Genomic DNA, 15,261 nt, shown 5'->3' with positions numbered 1-15,261 from the left:
GGGAGTGCCGCCGCGAGCGGTGCAATCCCGCTCCAACGTCAAAAAACGATCATGCTGGCGGTCTGGGCGGCCCCGGCCCCAAGCACCATGATCCAGCAGCAATGCGCAGGGAGGAAAACATGGACGTCAAGACCCATCCGGTCCTAGAAGCGGCCAAGAACCGCACGCTCATCGACAACGCGACCTATTTGAAATGGTATAAGCAGAGCATTGCCGATCCGGAGACGTTCTGGGGCGAGCATGGCAAGCGGATCGACTGGTTCCAGCCCTATACCAAGGTCAAGAATACGTCATTCGAGGGCGACGTTTCGATCAAGTGGTTCGAAGACGGGCTCACCAATGTCTCCTATAATTGCATCGACCGCCATTTGAAGTCGCATGGCGACAAGACGGCGATCATCTGGGAAGGCGACAATCCCTATATCGACAAGAAGATCACCTATAACGAGCTTTACGACAGGGTTTGCCGGCTTGCCAACGTACTGAAAAAGCATGGCGTCCAGAAGGGCGACCGGGTCACCATCTATATGCCGATGATCCCGGAAGCGGCCTTTGCGATGCTCGCCTGCACCCGCATCGGCGCCATCCACTCGGTCGTTTTTGGCGGCTTCTCGCCGGAAGCGCTCGCCGGCCGCATCGTCGATTGCGAGTCGACCTTCGTCATCACCTGCGACGAGGGCCTGCGCGGCGGCAAGCCGGTGCCGCTCAAGGAAAACACCGACAAGGCGATCGACATCGCTGCCCGCCAGCACGTCATGGTCAGCAAGGTGCTGGTCGTGCGCCGCACCGGCGGCAAGGTGGGCTGGGCGCCGGGCCGCGACCTCTGGTACCACCAGGAAACCGCAACGGCCGAGCCGCATTGCCCGCCGGAGAAGATGAGCGCCGAGGACCCGCTGTTCATCCTCTACACCTCCGGCTCAACGGGCAAGCCCAAGGGCGTGCTGCACACCACCGGCGGCTATCTCGTCTACGCCTCGATGACGCACCAATATGTCTTCGATTATCACGACGGCGATATCTACTGGTGCACGGCCGATGTCGGCTGGGTGACCGGCCATTCCTATATCGTCTACGGGCCGCTCGCCAACGCCGCGACGACGCTGATGTTCGAAGGCGTGCCGAACTTCCCGGATGCCGGGCGCTTCTGGGAGGTGATCGACAAGCACAAGGTCAACATCTTCTATACGGCGCCGACGGCGATCCGCTCGCTGATGGGCGCCGGCGACGATTTCGTCAAACGCTCGTCGCGCTCGTCGTTGCGGCTGCTCGGCACGGTCGGCGAACCGATTAATCCGGAAGCCTGGGAGTGGTACTACCACGTCGTCGGCGACGAGCGTTCGCCGATCGTCGACACCTGGTGGCAGACGGAGACCGGCGGCATCCTGATCACGCCGCTGCCGGGCGCCACCGATCTCAAGCCCGGCTCGGCGACACGGCCTTTCTTCGGCGTCAAACCGCAGATCGTCGACAATGAGGGCAATGTGATCGACGGGCCTGCCGACGGCAATCTCTGCATCACCGATAGCTGGCCCGGACAGATGCGCACCGTCTATGGCGATCACGAGCGCTTCATCCAGACATACTTCTACACCTACAAGGGCAAGTACTTCACCGGCGACGGCTGCCGTCGCGACGAGGATGGCTACTACTGGATCACCGGCCGCGTTGACGACGTGCTGAACGTCTCCGGCCACCGTCTCGGCACGGCGGAAGTCGAATCGGCGCTCGTCTCGCACCACCTCGTCTCCGAGGCGGCCGTCGTCGGCTATCCGCATTCGATCAAGGGCCAGGGCATCTATTGCTACGTCTCGCTGATGGCGGGCGAGACCGGCAGCGACGAGCTGCGCCAGGAGCTGGTGAAACATGTCCGCGCGGAGATCGGGCCGATCGCCACGCCGGACAAGATCCAATTCGCGCCCGGCCTGCCGAAGACGCGCTCCGGCAAGATCATGCGCCGGATTCTGCGCAAGATCGCCGAGGACGATTTCGGCTCGCTCGGCGATACCTCGACGCTTGCCGATCCGGCGGTGGTCGACGACCTGATCGCCAATCGGCAGAACCGGGCATGAGGTGAGCCTAGGGGTGATGGCGGCGCGAGGCGATGAGCAAAGCCCCTCATCCCGCTGCCGCGACCTTCTCCCCGCATGCGGGGAGAAGGGGTATGCCGCGCCGCTTCGGTCCTCCCCGCCTGCGGCGAAAGGGCTAGGGTGAGGGGCAGGTTGCGCCGGAACCTCGAGTGGCCAGCGCCGCCGGCTCATCCCGGGGAAAGCATTTTCGATTCGCCCGCGAAACGATAATGATTCCCTAGCCAAGGCACTCAGAAATCGATCGCCCGGCCCTTGATTTCCCAGTCGCCGAAACGGGCCGGATCGAGGCCGCCGCGGCCGCCGATTTCGGTGGGCGCGTGCCTTTGCTCTTCGGCGCGGCGCCGCTCCTTCGCTTCCTGGAGCGCGCGGAGGGCCGCCGGTGACAGCGGCCGCTTCGGCCGATCGGGTGAATTGTCGTTGTCGTTCTGCATGTGCGAGCCGGATCAGCCTTAAGATATTGAAGAACGGGGGCTTCGTCCCCATCATATAAGTCGCTTCCGTCGAGGCGGGAACCCTGATTCACGTGAAACGTTTGAGGAGTTCGGGGGCCGGATGCCCGGAGGTTGAACGGAAACGACCTGATATGCCTGGAGCCTGATCCATGAATCTTGTGCGCACCGCAATGCTGCTTGCCTTCATGACCGTCCTGTTCATGGCCGTCGGCTATGTCATTGGTGGCCGGGGCGGCATGATGATCGCCCTGGTCATGGCTGCGGGCATGAACTTCTTCTCCTACTGGAATTCCGACCGGATGGTCCTGAGGATGTACCGGGCCCAGGAGGTCGACGAGCGCAGTGCGCCGGAATATTACGGCATCGTGCGTGACCTGGCGCAGAATGCCGGTCTGCCGATGCCGCGTGTCTACGTCATCGACAGCCCGCAGCCGAACGCCTTCGCCACAGGCCGCAACCCTCAGAATGCGGCGGTCGCCGCGTCCACTGGCCTGCTGCAGTCGCTTTCCTATGAGGAGGTGGCCGGGGTCATGGCGCATGAGCTCGCGCATATCCAGTATCGCGACACTTTGACGATGACGCTGACGGCGACGCTCGCCGGTGCGATTTCCATGCTCGGCAATTTCGCCTTCTTCTTCGGCGGCAACCGTGAGAACAACAATCCGCTCGGCTTTATCGGCGTGCTGATCGCGATGATCGTCGCTCCGCTTGCGGCCATGCTGGTGCAGATGGCGATCAGCCGCACGCGCGAATATTCCGCCGACCGGCGCGGCGCCGAGATCTGCGGTAATCCACTCTGGCTCGCCTCGGCACTTCGGAAAATCGCCGGTGCTGCCCATGTCATTCACAACCAGGACGCGGAGCGCAATCCGGCGACGGCGCACATGTTCATCATCAATCCGCTTTCGGGCGAGCGCATGGACAACCTCTTTTCGACCCATCCGAATACCGAAAACCGGGTCGCCGCGCTCGAGCGGATGGCAGGTGAGATGTCGGTGGGCTCGACGCCGCCGGCTCGCCCTGATAATGCGGTGCGCAAATCGCGCTCTGTCCCGAGAACCGGCTGGGGTCGCGGTGGTTCCGAACCGCCGAAAGGCCCCTGGTCCTGATGCCCGAAGACAGACAAAACGATTCACATCCGAAACGAACTCGCCGAAGCAAGCCGCCCCAGAAGGCCGGCCAGCGGTCGGGCGTTGCCGACGCCCTTTTCAAGCCGGGGCTGAAGAGCCGCCAGGCGGCCGCCAAGATCCTGGCAGCGGTGATCGATCGCAAGACGTCGCTCGACGGCATGCTCGACCAGGAGCACGGCAATCCGGCCTATCGCGAGCTCAATGACGCCGACCGGGCGCTGGTGCGCGCCATTCTCAATTCCGCGCTTCGCCACTTGCCACGGATCCGCGCCGCCATCGATTCTCTGCTGCAGACCCCGCTCCCCGAGGGCGCGCGTGCGCTCGAGCATGTGCTGACGGTCGCTGCGGCGCAGATCCTCTATCTCGACATTCCGGATCATTCCGCCGTCGACCTTGCGGTCGAGCAGGCGCAGTCGGATCCGCGCAATCGCCGCTTCGCCAGTCTCGTCAATGCGGTGCTGAGGCGGCTGTCGCGCGAGAAGGAGGCGATCGTCGCGAAGGTGCAGGCCGTGCCGGCCATTCCGGCCTGGTTCCATGACCGGCTCGTCGCCCATTATGGCCGCCCCCAGGCGGAAGCCATGTCGGAAGCGCAGCTCGTTCCCGCGGCGATCGACCTCACGGTGAAGTCCGACCCGGCTTTGTGGGCCGTGCGTCTCAGCGGCACGGTGCTGCCGACCGGCTCGGTCCGGCTCGGCGATTTCTCCGGCACAATCCCGTCTTTGCCGGGCTTTGCGGAAGGTGCCTGGTGGGTGCAGGACGCGGCCGCCTCGATTCCGGCGCGCCTCTTCGGCGACCTTTGGGGCAAAACGGTAGTCGATCTCTGCGCGGCGCCGGGCGGCAAGACGGCCCAGCTCATTCTCGCCGGTGCGACGGTGACGGCGCTTGACCAGTCATCCAGTCGGTTGCGGCGGCTCAAGAGTAACCTTCAGCGGCTCGGCCTCGAGGCCCGCACGAAAGAGACCGACATGGCGGATTTCCGCCCGGAGGAGCTCTTCGACGCCGCCCTTCTCGATGCCCCCTGCTCGTCTACCGGCACCACCCGGCGTCACCCGGATGTGCTCTGGACGAAAGGGCCGGAGGACGTGGAAAAGCTGGCCCGGCTGCAGGAGCGTCTGCTGCGGCATGCGTTGAGCGTCGTCAAGCCCGGCGGCCTCGTGGTCTTTTCCAATTGCTCGCTGGACCCGCGCGAAGGCGAGGAGGTCGTCGAACGCGTTCTTGGCGACGGACTTTGCGAGCGCCTGCCGATCGCCCCGTCCGACTGGCCCGGGCTCGAGGCGGCGATCACCACTCTTGGCGAGTTCCGCACGACGCCGGCAATGCTGCCGCTCGAGCCTCCTTTTTCCGGCGGGCTCGATGGCTTCTACGCGGCTGTGCTGCGCCGCTCGGGGGCCGGTGGCGATTGACGCTTCAGTACCACCTGCCTATCAATGGTGGCAAATTGATAGAAATTTAATCATCCTTCCGGCACCATTCCGGCCCATGAAAGCGATTCTGGCGCAATTCCGACAGGTGCTGCTCAAGCGCTTCGAAGGTTCCGTCGCGGCAATCAAGAAACCTGCAGGCGCCGATGCTGTTTTCCGCTAGACGAAGGCTGCTTTACCTGTATCTGCGCGAAGGCTGGCGCCGCTTCGCGCGCCGGCTTTCGCTCGCGCGGCTGGCGGCACTGCGTTTCTCCGGGTCGACCCCGGACCGGCTTATAGTTGCGCCGACCGATCTCAGAGCCATCGATCCCTTCGTGGCGGAGGAAATTCTTCAGGGCCGCTATCCGCTGGCTGGCCGGGTGCTCGATACCGAAGGCGAATCGCCCTTCGAGATCGACCTGCCGTCGCACGAATTTGCCAATCGGCTGCATGCCTTCGACTGGCTGCGCCATATGCGCGCCGTTCGCGATGAGGCGGGCTTCACCAGGCTGCGTCAGATCGTCGACGATTGGATGGGTACGCATGGCCGCAACACCGGCGGCATCTCCTGGGAAGCAGATGTGACCGCGCAGCGGGTCATCGCCTGGCTGTCGCATTCGCCGGTTGTTCTGCGCAATGCCGAGCATGGTTTCTATCGGCGGTTCCTGAGAAGCCTCGCCTATCAGGTCCGCTATCTCCGACACATCGCCGGGACCGTGCCGGAGGGTGAGGCGCGGCTCAGGGTTCGCATCGCGCTGGCAATGGCTTCCGTGTCGATGCCGGTCTCGTCTTCGGTGCTGCGCCGGGCCGCGCGCGCTCTGGATCTCGAACTCGACCGGCAGATCCTGCCCGATGGCGGCCATTTCTCCCGCAATCCGCGCGCCGGCCTCGAACTGCTGCTCGACCTGCTGCCGCTCAGGCAGACCTATGTCAATCTCGGTCACGACGTGCCGTCGCGGCTGATCTCTGGCATCGACCGAATGTACCCGGCGCTTCGGTTCTTCCGGCATCAGAGCGGCGAATTGGCGCTCTTCAACGGCGCAACCTCGGTGCCGGCGCACGAGCTGGCTTCGGTGCTGCGCTACGACGAAACGGCGGGCGAGCCGTTCCGATCGCTGCCGCATATCAGTTTCGAGCGACTTTCGCTCGGCGAGACGGTCGTTATCGTCGACACCGGCCGTCCGCTGTCGGCCCATCTGTCGCGCAGCGCCCATGCCGGCTGCCTGTCCTTCGAAATGTCTTCGGGGCGAAACCGTCTCATCGTCAATTCCGGCGCGCCGAAATTCGCCGGCGAACGATTCCGGCAGATGGCCCGCGCCACCGCCGCGCACTCGACGGTGACGGTGAACGACACCTCCTCCTCGCGCTTTTCGCAATCGCGCTTTCTCGGCCCGATCATGGTGAGCGGTGTGTCGCAGGTTGAGGCGGAGCGAAGCGACGAGCCGGGCCGCATCGAATCCGTCAAGGCGAGCCATGACGGCTATCTCGCCGCTTTCGGCCTCATCCACGAGCGCGACGTGGGCATTCTGAACGGTGGCCGGCTGATCCGCGGGCGCGACCGGCTTTCGCAGGAAAATGGCAGCGATCCGGAGGCGTCCGACAGCGCGATCGCTGTCGCCCGCTTTCACATTCATCCGGCGATCGGGCTCCGGCAAAGCAGCAAGAGCGAGATCTATCTGAGCGCGCCGGATGGCGAGGCCTGGCTTTTTGCCTGCCGGGATGGAGACCTGGCGATCGAGGAGGACGTTTTCTTCGCCGACCCCTCCGGCGTGCGCGCCTCGTCGCAGATCACCGTCACCTTCGCGGTGGCGGCGCAGCCGGAGATCCAGTGGACGCTGACTAGCGAAGGGTAGGGGCAAGCCTATTTTCGACCTCCGCCGCGGCGAAGGTTCCTTCCGTTGGCAAGCTGTGCTAACGGGCAGCGATTCCAATCGCCGGCACCCCTCCTCCAAGCGTCCGGCGCTGCCAAAGGAGCATGGTTGATGGCTGTCGCCTCCAAGAAAATCCCGGCCCCGGACGAGGTCCGGATCCAAACCGCCCTCCTCTCCGTGTCCGATAAGGCGGGCATCGTCGAGCTCGCCCGCGCCCTCGACGCGAAGGGCGTAAGGCTGGTTTCGACCGGCGGCACGCACAGGGCGCTCATGGCGGCCGGGCTTCCCGTCAGCGACGTATCCGAATTGACCGGCTTTCCGGAGGTCATGGATGGCCGCGTTAAGACGCTTCATCCGGGCGTGCATGGCGGCCTGCTCGCCATTCGCGACGATGCCGACCACAAGGCGGCGATGGAGACGCATGGCATCACGGCGATCGACCTCGTCGTCATTAATCTCTATCCGTTCGAGGAAGTCCGCGCCGAGGGCGGCGACTATCCGACCACGGTCGAGAATATCGACATCGGCGGGCCGGCGATGATCCGGGCCTCGGCGAAGAACCATGCCTATGTGACGATCGTCACCGATCCGGGCGACTATTCCACGCTGCTCGATGAAATCGCCAACGGCACGACGCGCTACGCCTTCCGCCAGAAAATGGCCGCCAAGGCCTATGCCCGGACGGCTGCCTACGACGCGGCGATCTCCAACTGGTTCTCCGAGGCGCTCGATTTGGCCATGCCGCGCCATCGGGTGATCGGCGGCGTGCTCAAGGAAGAGATGCGCTACGGCGAGAACCCGCATCAGAAGGCGGGCTTCTACGTCACCGGTGAGAAGCGGCCGGGGGTCGCGACCGCGACGCTGCTGCAAGGCAAGCAGCTTTCCTACAACAACATCAACGATACGGACGCGGCCTTCGAGTTGGTGGCGGAGTTCCTGCCGGATAAGGCGCCGGCCTGCGCGATCATCAAGCACGCCAACCCTTGCGGTGTCGCCACCGCGCCGTCGCTCGCCGAAGCCTATCGCCGGGCGCTCGCCTGCGATTCGACCTCGGCCTTTGGCGGCATCATAGCGCTCAACCAGCAGCTCGACGCTGAAACCGCCGAAGAGATAGTCAAGCTCTTCACCGAAGTGATCATCGCGCCGTCGGTCAGCGACGAGGCCAAGGCGATCATCGCCCGCAAGCCGAACCTCAGGCTGCTGGCGGCAGGCGGCCTGCCGGATCCGCGCACCCCCGGATTGACTGCCAAGACGGTTGCCGGCGGGCTGCTCGTCCAGACGCGCGACAACGGCATGGTCGAGGATCTCGAGCTCAGGGTCGTTACCAAGCGCGCCCCGTCGGCACAGGAGCTCGAGGACATGAAGTTCGCCTTCAAGGTGGCGAAGCACGTCAAGTCGAACGCCGTCGTCTATGCCAAGGACGGCCAGACCGCCGGTATCGGCGCCGGCCAGATGAGCCGCGTCGATTCGGCCCGCATCGCCGCCATAAAGGCCGAGGAAGCCGCCAAGGCGCTCGGCCTCGCCGCCCCTCTGACGCGCGGTTCGGCGGTCGCCTCGGAGGCCTTCCTGCCTTTCGCCGACGGACTGCTGTCGGCGATCGCCGCCGGCGCCACCGCCGTGATCCAGCCGGGCGGCTCGATGCGCGATGACGAGGTGATCGCCGCGGCGAACGAGCACGATGTTGCGATGGTGTTTACCGGGATGCGGCACTTCCGGCATTAATGCCTGTCGCCGAAGCGCGCCGCGTGAATACGTTTGAAGGCGACGCGCTTTAGTGGTTAGGCGGAAAGCCAAGTCCTCTCTCTTTGTCATCCTCGGGCTTGACCCTGGGTCGAGCCCGAGGATGACGGCCGCAAAAGGCTGTGCCAGCAAGGAAACACGGTCGATAGCAACGGAGCTTCAGGGCGTGCTTTTGGCAAACTGCCGTGCCCCACGACGACCCGTTCACCCCGGCCGATGGGCCGGGTAGGGCGTGCGCAGCAGGATGATGAGCCCGACGGCGAGGAATGCGACCAGCGCCATCATGCCGATCCGCGCCGAACCGGTCATCACGGTGATCGTCGCCACCGAGGCCGGCGCCAGGAACGAAGTGGCGCGGCCGGACAGCGCGTAAAGCCCGAAATAGCGTCCTGCCTCATCGGGCGAGACGCTGCGGGCGAGATAGGATCGCGATGAGGCCTGAACCGGGCCGAAGGCGATGCCCACCAGCAGGCCGTAGAGAATATAAGCTTTCTCGGCAGCCGTACCGAAAAGGCCGTTCGAATCCGCGGTCGGCAGCGGGAAAAGCCCGAACAACGTGAAGCCGGGACCGGTCGAGACGATGCCGAGCGTCGCGATGGTCAGGCAGACGAGGCTGGCGACGACGATCCTCTTCGAGCCGAGCCGCGTGTCGAGCCGGCTCGCATAGAGGCAGCCGCCGATCGCGACGACGTTGAGGATAATGCCGTAGAGGCCGAGTTCCATCGTCTGCCAGCCGAACATGCCGGCGGCGAAGGTGCCGCCGAGCGCCAGTAGACCGTTGACGCCATCCTGGAAGATCATGCGGGCGATCAGGAAGCGCAGGATCCCGGCCCTCTCTTTGAGTTCGCCAAGCGTGCCTCTGAGTTCCGCGAGGCCGCGAACCGTCGCCTCCTTCAGGGAGGTCGTTGCCTTGCCCGCATCCGGGGTGAAGAGGAACATCGGCAGGATGAAGATGAGATACCAGAGCGCCGAGATCGGGCCGGTGATGCGCGCATCCTCGCCCTTTGCAGGGTCGAGCCCGAAAAGCGGATCGAGCCCGAGCGCGGTCTTGCCGGTAGCCTGATTCCCGGCCAGGAGCGCGACGACGCCGATCAGCACGATCATGCCGCCGAGATAGCCCATTCCCCAGGCGATGTTGGAGATTCTACCCACGTCCTTCTCGCCGACGAGGCGCGGCATCATCGAATCATTGAAGACGATCGAAAACTCGGCGGCGACCGTTGCCAGCGCCAGGAAGAGCGCAGGATAGATGAGCGGCGAACCGGGCACCGCGAACCAGAGCATGGCGAGCGCGGCGATCTTGATAGCAGCAAAGAAGGCGATCCACGGCTTGCGAGGTCCGGTCGCATCGGCGATGGCACCGAGGACCGGCGACAGCATGGCGATGACGATGCCGGAGACGGTGAGCGTATAGCCCCAGACCGCCTGGCCCGCGATGTGATCCGTTGTTAGCCGGGAAACGAAATAGGGCGCAAAGATGAAGGTGGTGATGACGGTGAAGAAGGGTTGGGCGGCCCAGTCGAACAGCATCCAGCCGGCAATGCCGAGACGGGTGGTTTTCGGCTGTTGCTGCGCCTGTGCGACTGCGATGTCCAAGCTCCCCTCCCGGAATTGACCCCGCGCCCTTAAGCGGAGCAGGGGTGCCAAGGCGTTGAAAACACGCTCGAACCGGGAACGGAATCAGTCCTCCTAGCCAGCGGCCAGGAGGACTGTGTCATTTCGCCCTGCCACGTGCAAGGTCGCTGAGGAGACCCGCGGCGACGGTGATCTTGGCAAGCGTCGTCTCGCCCTTTTCCGTCAGCACCTTCAACTGGTCGCCAGCGCGAGACACGCGCTCACGGTCCTGGTCCTGCCAGGCGAGAACCGGATTGCGTTCCTTCTTCTGTTCGACGAGGGCGGCCACTGTTATGTCGCGCCGGGCAGTGGCGATGTCGGCAACGGCCCGTGTCAGCGCCATCGCCTCGAACTGCTCGGTGGCGGGCACACGGTCGGCCGCCGCCAGCAGCCGGTTGACCCGGAACGTCTCGGTCACGGCGAAGTAGCCCTGAGCCGTGCGGTTGAGCGGCTCGCCGGTTACCGTGGCGATCTGCATGATCTCGGGGACCAGGGTCATCAGAGACAGTTCGGTGATCTCTTCGGCAAGCTTTGCCGGCACGCCGCTTTCGATGAAGCCCGCCGCCTTCAGGCGGGCCTCCTCGGAGCTTCCGCTCGAAATCGCCGCGCGCATCGTGCCGCGCAGCTTCTGCAGCCCCTCGCGCAGCCGCTGAACGGCGTCGGCAACGGGCCCATCTGACGCTCGTGTGCGCAAGGCCCGTTCGGAGACAAGCGCGAAAATGCGCCCGACTTCCTGATAGAGCCGGTTCTGCACCTGCCCGCTGATCCTGTTGTCGAGCGCGTCGATCTCGCCATAGATCCGCGGCAGGTCGAAACCGTCAAGCGCTAGCACCGCGGCCTTGACGACATCGGCGGAAAGGAAGCCGGTCGCGTCCGTCAGGGTGGAGACGAAGGCGGGGCCGCCGCGATTGATCGTTTCGTTGGCGAGCACCGTCGCGATGATCTCGCGGCGCAGCCGGTGACCGCGGATGTCCCCGGTATAGGTCTTGCGCATCTTCGCCGGGAAGTAGCGTTCGAGCGTCGCGGTGAAATAGGGGTCGTCCGGCAGTTCGCTCTGGATCAGCTCTTCGAACAGCACCAGCTTCGCATAGGAGAGCAGCACGCCGATCTCCGGCCGGGTCAGCGGCTTGCCCGCCTGGTAGCGCTCGGCCATCGCCACTTCCGTCGGCAGGGTTTCCACCTTGCGGTTGAGATGGCCGTCGGTCTCGAGCCGCGCCATCAGCCGCGCCAGCGGCGTGCGGTTGGCGAGGCCCTGCATTTCGGTGAGCGAGATCGCCAGCGACTGCTGGTAGTTGTTGCGCAGCACGAGATGGCCGACTTCGTCCGTCATCGCGGCGAGCAGCGTATTGCGCTTCGGTCGGGTCAGGCGTCCGTCGCGCATGGCCGAGGCGAGCGCGATCTTGATGTTGACCTCGACGTCGGAGGAATTGACGCCGGCCGAATTGTCGATCGCATCGGAATTGCAGCGCCCGCCGGCGAGCGAGAAGCCGATGCGCCCCCTTTGGGTAACGCCGAGATTGGCGCCCTCGCCGATGACCCGGGCGCGCACTTCTTCCGCCGTGACGCGGATCGGGTCATTGGCGCGGTCGCCGACTTCGGCGTCCGTCTCGTTGCTGCCGCGCACATAAGTGCCGATACCGCCGAACCACAGGAGGTCGACCTCGCTCTTCAGGATGGCGTTCATGATCTCGAACGGCGTCGCCTTCTGCTTGTCGATGCCGATCGCCGCCATCGCTTCCGGCGTCAGCGCCACCAGCTTCTCGGCGCGCGAGATGATCATCGCCCCGGGCGAAAGCGTCTTGCGGTCATAGTCCTGCCAACTCGAACGCGGCAGCGCGAACATGCGCTGGCGCTCGGCGAAGGAGAGATCGATATCCGGATTCGGATCGATGAAGATGTCGCGGTGGTCGAAGGCGGCGATCAGCCGGATCTTCTCCGAAAGCAGCATGCCGTTGCCGAAGACGTCGCCCGACATGTCGCCGACGCCGGCAACCGTGAAAGGCGTCGTCTGGATGTCGGTGTTCATCTCGCGGAAATGCCGCTTGACGGCCTCCCAGGCGCCGCGCGCCGTGATGCCCATCTTCTTGTGGTCGTAACCGGCCGAACCGCCGGAAGCGAAGGCGTCGTCGAGCCAGAAGCCGGCCTCTTGCGCCAGCCCGTTCGCGGTGTCCGAGAAGGTGGCGGTACCCTTGTCGGCCGCGACGACGAAATAGGGGTCGTCGCCGTCGAGGCGAAGCGTGTCCTTGGGCGGCACGACCTCCTGGCCGACGATGTTGTCGGTCACCGAGAGCAGCGTGCGGATATAGGTCTTGTAGGCTTCGGTGCCGGCCTTGAAGATCTCGTCGCGGCTGCCGCCAATGGGGAGCTGCTTCGGATAGAAGCCGCCCTTGGCGCCGACCGGAACGATGACGGCGTTCTTGACCTGCTGCGCCTTGACGAGGCCGAGCACCTCGGTGCGGTAGTCCTGGGCCCGGTCGGACCAGCGCAGCCCGCCGCGCGCCACCTTTCCGAACCTGAGGTGCACGCCTTCCACTTCGGTGCCGTAGACGAAAATTTCGCGGAAGGGGCGCGGTTCCGGAAGGCCCTCGAGCTGTTTCGGATCAAGCTTGAAGGCAAGCACCGGGCGCGGTCTGCCCTCGGCGTCCTTCTGGAAATAATTGGTCCGGAGCGTCGACTGGATGACGTTGACATAGCGGCGCAGGATCCGGTCTTCGTCGAGGCTCGGCACGGCCGCGAGCGCTTCCTCGATCGACGCGAGCAGGGCGCTCGCCCTCTTTGAGCGCGCCTTGGCGTCGATCTTCGGATCGAGCCGGGTCGAGAACAGCCGGAAGATATCGGCGGCGATCGCCGGATATTTGTTCAGCGTGTCGGCGATATAGCCCTGCGAATAGGTGATCCCGGCCTGGCGCAAATAGCGCGAAAAGGCGCGCAGCACCGTGACTTCACGGGCGGTGAGCCCGGCGAGCAGAACCAGCCGGTTGAAGTTGTCGTCCTCGATCGTGCCGTTCCAGGCGGCGAGGAAGGCCTCCTCCAGGGCGGCGCCGGTCTTGGCGAGGTGGACCGAATGGCCGTCGCGGTGAATGAGCTCCATGTCGTGCAGCACGACCTCGCGCGGCTCCTGGCCAGGGGCGCGCACGCCAATGTCGTGGGTCTGCTCGCTGATGACGCGGAAACCGAGATTTTCGAGGAGCGGCACACGGCGGGAAAGCGAGACCGGCGTCTCGGCGTGGAAGATCTTCAATTCCAGCGCGTCGGGGCTTTCCCGGTCCCGGTGGTAGAAGGAGATGCGAATCGGATCGTCCGCCTTGCAGGCGGCTATGCCAGTGAGGTCGGCATAGGCCTCGGCCGGCGCAAAAGCGGCCTGATAGGCCTCGCCGACCACTAGCTCGATGCCGTCCTTGCGGGCCAACAGGTTGAAGCGATCGGTCCAGCGGGTGACGATGGCGCGGACGGCTTCCTCGAGCTTGGTCTGCGGGACGCGCGGCGTCTTGCCGCCCGAACGCCCAATGATGAAATGGACGCGGGCCAGGCCGCCTTCGGGGAAGGCGGGGTAGTAGGCGGAGACACGGCCGTCATAGACGGTCTTCAGGTAGTCGCCGATCTTCTCGCGGACAGCCGAATCATATTGCTCGCGCGGCACGAAGACGATGACCGAGACGAAGCGGTCGAAGTGGTCGATGCGCGGCAGCACGCGGATGCGCGGCCGGTCTCCGAGTTCGTTGATCTGTTCCGAGAAGGCGGCGAGCAGGCCGATATCGATCTGGAAGAGATCGTCGCGCGGATAGGCTTCAAGCGTATTGGCCAGCATTTTGCCGGAGTGGCTCTGCGGATCGTAGCCGAAATGATCGATGATCTTCTCGATCTTGTGGCGCAACAGCGGAATTTCCGCTGCCTGACGTGTATAGGCGGTCGAGGTGAACAGGCCGACGATGCGCAGCTCGCCCACGACGTTGCCGGAGGAGTCGAAGCGCTTGACGCCGATGTAGTCCATATAGGCGCGGCGGTGCACGATCGACTTCACGTTGGCCTTGGTGACGATCAGGAAGTCGGGTCCTTCGAGGAAGGCGAGGATCTCCGGCGTCGTCAGCACCGCGTCCTTGCCCTGGCGCAGCACGCGGACATCGGGATTGGAGAGAATGCCGAGGCCCCGGCCCTTGCCGCGTTCGACAGCGGCTTTCTCGCCCTTGCCGGAATAGGTGTATTCGCGCATTCCGAGGAAGGTGAAATTGTTGTCCCTTAGCCAGCGAAGAAAGGAGAGGGCCTCGTCGCGGTCGCTCTTCTTGCGTGAGGCGTTGTAGTCTTCCAGTTCCCGCATGGCCTGATCAAGCAGGGCGGTCATCGCCGGCCAGTCGTGAACCGCCTGGTGAACCTGTTCCAGCACGTCGGTGATGCGCTTGCTCAGCGACCGCTCCTCGAGCGGCGTCAGCTTGCTCAGATGGATCTGGATGTGGCTGACGCGGTGCGCCGGGTCGCTTTCCTCGTCCGGGTCGAGCAACTTGGCGGGCTGGCCCGGTTTCATGACGAGAATGGGGTGGATTGCCAGATGAATGTCGCGGTGGGTGCTCGTCACCTCGCCCATGACCGAGTCGTAAAGGAAAGGCATGTTGTGTTCGGTGACGGCGATGATCGAGACTTCCGTTCCACCGGGCGCTACGCCCGGCACCGTTTCGACCGACACCTGCGGTTTGCCGCCGTCCCAGCGGGCCAGTTCCTTGCGCGCATGGGCGGCGGTCAGCGCCAGCATGTCCGGCGAATAAAGATCGAGGTCGTCATTGCTCGCGCCGCTGAAGAGGATTTCCGGCGGCAGAGTGTCGGCACCGATCTTGGTCACTGCCGCACGGGCCGCATCAATGTGACGGTCCCGTTTCGGATTATGCTTCACACCCATGAATTTGCTCCCCCAAAATGATAGTTGACCCTATCAGAACCATGGTCAATGGCGATCGTTTTTTAGACGAATTTGGGCG

Annotated in this window: 9 protein-coding genes; 6 read left to right on the top strand and 3 right to left on the bottom strand. The window is 64.5% G+C overall.

Translation table 11 applies throughout. From position 1 onward, the window contains the following. The first annotated feature begins 119 nt into the window (after positions 1 to 119). Complete coding sequence (gene acs / locus ATC00_RS02615) at positions 120 to 2,069, top strand: acetate--CoA ligase (RefSeq protein ID WP_064251885.1); 1,950 nt, start codon at positions 120 to 122, stop codon at positions 2,067 to 2,069. 248 nt (positions 2,070 to 2,317) lie between these two features. Here the strand turns inward: acs and ATC00_RS02610 are convergent, their stop codons facing one another. Next, entirely contained in the window at positions 2,318 to 2,518 is a 201-nt protein-coding gene (locus ATC00_RS02610) for a DUF1674 domain-containing protein (protein ID WP_037390450.1), read from the bottom strand. 170 nt (positions 2,519 to 2,688) lie between these two features. On the opposite strand from ATC00_RS02610, the gene htpX reads away from it, so the two are divergent. From htpX to purH, 5 genes are all read left to right on the top strand, one after another. Beyond that, on the top strand, positions 2,689 to 3,648 hold the full coding sequence (gene htpX, locus ATC00_RS02605; RefSeq protein WP_064251884.1) for a zinc metalloprotease HtpX: 960 nt from the start codon (positions 2,689 to 2,691) through the stop codon (positions 3,646 to 3,648). After that, positions 3,648 to 5,072, top strand: coding sequence for an RsmB/NOP family class I SAM-dependent RNA methyltransferase (locus ATC00_RS02600; RefSeq protein ID WP_064251883.1), 1,425 nt, complete (start codon positions 3,648 to 3,650; stop codon positions 5,070 to 5,072). The genes htpX and ATC00_RS02600 overlap by 1 nt, the downstream gene beginning before the upstream one ends. Continuing rightward, positions 5,062 to 5,253: a hypothetical protein gene (locus ATC00_RS31890; RefSeq protein WP_132073832.1), complete on the top strand. Its 192-nt coding sequence runs from the start codon at positions 5,062 to 5,064 to the stop codon at positions 5,251 to 5,253. The genes ATC00_RS02600 and ATC00_RS31890 overlap by 11 nt, the downstream gene beginning before the upstream one ends. Further along, positions 5,237 to 6,922, top strand: a complete 1,686-nt coding sequence (locus ATC00_RS02595; RefSeq protein ID WP_037390447.1) for a heparinase II/III family protein — start codon at positions 5,237 to 5,239, stop codon at positions 6,920 to 6,922. Before ATC00_RS31890 ends, ATC00_RS02595 begins: the two co-directional genes overlap by 17 nt. A gap of 129 nt (positions 6,923 to 7,051) precedes the next feature. Continuing rightward, entirely contained in the window at positions 7,052 to 8,662 is a 1,611-nt protein-coding gene (gene purH, locus ATC00_RS02590; protein ID WP_064251882.1) for a bifunctional phosphoribosylaminoimidazolecarboxamide formyltransferase/IMP cyclohydrolase, read from the top strand. Between the two features lie 222 nt (positions 8,663 to 8,884). On the opposite strand, the gene ATC00_RS02585 is transcribed toward purH, so the two are convergent. Together ATC00_RS02585 and ATC00_RS02580 are read right to left on the bottom strand one after the other, a co-directional pair. Next, on the bottom strand, positions 8,885 to 10,210 hold the full coding sequence (locus ATC00_RS02585) for an MFS transporter (protein ID WP_412458377.1): 1,326 nt from the start codon (positions 10,208 to 10,210) through the stop codon (positions 8,885 to 8,887). Between the two features lie 184 nt (positions 10,211 to 10,394). Beyond that, complete coding sequence (locus ATC00_RS02580; protein ID WP_064251880.1) at positions 10,395 to 15,182, bottom strand: NAD-glutamate dehydrogenase; 4,788 nt, start codon at positions 15,180 to 15,182, stop codon at positions 10,395 to 10,397. Between the last annotated feature and the right edge of the window lie 79 nt (positions 15,183 to 15,261).

Source organism: Sinorhizobium americanum, assembly GCF_001651855.1.
In the GTDB taxonomy this organism is placed as follows: domain Bacteria; phylum Pseudomonadota; class Alphaproteobacteria; order Rhizobiales; family Rhizobiaceae; genus Sinorhizobium; species Sinorhizobium americanum.
This window is presented reverse-complemented; position numbering and strand designations above follow the sequence as displayed.

Excerpts from the sequence above, each read along its gene's own strand:
- ATC00_RS02580 (WP_064251880.1), bottom strand. The coding sequence starts at position 15,182 with ATGGGTGTGAAGCATAATCCGAAACGGGACCGTCACATTGATGCGGCC.
- purH (WP_064251882.1), top strand. The coding sequence starts at position 7,052 with ATGGCTGTCGCCTCCAAGAAAATCCCGGCCCCGGACGAGGTCCGGATC.
- ATC00_RS02585 (WP_412458377.1), bottom strand. The coding sequence starts at position 10,210 with ATGCTGTTCGACTGGGCCGCCCAACCCTTCTTCACCGTCATCACCACC.
- ATC00_RS02600 (WP_064251883.1), top strand. The coding sequence starts at position 3,648 with ATGCCCGAAGACAGACAAAACGATTCACATCCGAAACGAACTCGCCGA.
- htpX (WP_064251884.1), top strand. The coding sequence starts at position 2,689 with ATGAATCTTGTGCGCACCGCAATGCTGCTTGCCTTCATGACCGTCCTG.
- ATC00_RS02610 (WP_037390450.1), bottom strand. The coding sequence starts at position 2,518 with ATGCAGAACGACAACGACAATTCACCCGATCGGCCGAAGCGGCCGCTG.
- acs (WP_064251885.1), top strand. The coding sequence starts at position 120 with ATGGACGTCAAGACCCATCCGGTCCTAGAAGCGGCCAAGAACCGCACG.
- ATC00_RS02595 (WP_037390447.1), top strand. The coding sequence starts at position 5,237 with ATGCTGTTTTCCGCTAGACGAAGGCTGCTTTACCTGTATCTGCGCGAA.